This is a genomic window from Vibrio sp. A8-1, from assembly GCF_013048685.1.
GTDB lineage: Bacteria > Pseudomonadota > Gammaproteobacteria > Enterobacterales > Vibrionaceae > Vibrio > Vibrio metschnikovii.
Genome location: NZ_VHTC01000097.1, coordinates 1 through 1,016, shown reverse-complemented (window position 1 = coordinate 1,016; position 1,016 = coordinate 1). Strand labels below are relative to the sequence as shown.

General features: G+C 43.8%; 1 protein-coding gene. It reads right to left on the bottom strand.

From position 1 onward, the window contains the following. Positions 1-14: 14 nt before the first annotated feature. On the bottom strand, positions 15-914 hold the full coding sequence (locus tag FKN93_RS17395) for an IS982 family transposase (protein WP_113620543.1): 900 nt from the start codon (positions 912-914) through the stop codon (positions 15-17). Positions 915-1,016: the final 102 nt, after the last annotated feature.

Below are 1,016 nucleotides of genomic sequence, written 5' to 3'. Positions count from 1 at the left end.
AACCTGAGATCTGGTTAAGCCAGAACTAAGCAATTACTCTCTAACAGCTCAAACTCTTGAGCTGTTAGATCTAGACTGGGCTTTTTATCCCTCAAGCAGTACGCGATTAATCCGCCCAACAGATTCAGGATAAAACCATGCATACTTCGATGGCGAGAATGCTCGATATACGAAATGTTCTTCAACTGGTCATTCACTGTCTCGATAATAAAACGTTTTTTCAGTAACGCTCGGTCCCATAAAGAGATAAATTTCTTCTTCATGTTCTTACGAACCGTGGTAATGAGTTCAACGCCCTTATCCAGAAGCTCACCTGTTAAAGCTTTGCTGATATAGCCTTTATCACCGTACAGTTTCCCCCAGATTGTATCAGCCATCTCTGGTACTGGCTTCCTGTCATCTTCATTGCCTTTAGTCAATTTGAGGGCGACAAGCTCGCCTAGGTGATTGATGATCAGATGAAGTTTGAAGCCGAAAGACCAGCCCATCGTCCCCTTTCCATGGCAGGCAACACCTTCAAACACTTTATTTCTTTTGGCTCGAATGATGTGGCAAACCTCAATCTTGGTCGAGTCTACAAACTGGATACCCGTAGGCTTACCTAGCTTTGATGTCAGATAACTGCACATTGGCACGACTACGCTAGCCGTCATACCAAGGAATCTCGTGTAACTTAAAAGGTTTGGAAAGTATTTGGTCAGATTACGGCACACATAGAGCAAATAGTAGCTCTTGAAATCTCGATAGTGGGATTGGTGAAAGTGAATAAGGATGGTCATTATCTCAGCTGGAGATAGCTTACAGGCCCTACGGCGCTTGAGTTCACCGACTTCGATGAGTTGCTGTTGCCACTGCTCAATAAACAACTGACAGAAATCATCGACATCACAGAAGGTTTCAATTAATTTGTCCATGCTCTTTCCTTGGAGGTATCTGTTCCTTTTGGTCGAATGATCAGATCGGGGAACGAGCAATTAGTTCCTCTGCCAGCTCAGTTTCTTATCCAGAGTTCAGGT

Bases quoted from the DNA above. Each gene is read 5' to 3' on its own strand.
- FKN93_RS17395 (WP_113620543.1), bottom strand. From the start codon at position 914: ATGGACAAATTAATTGAAACCTTCTGTGATGTCGATGATTTCTGTCAG.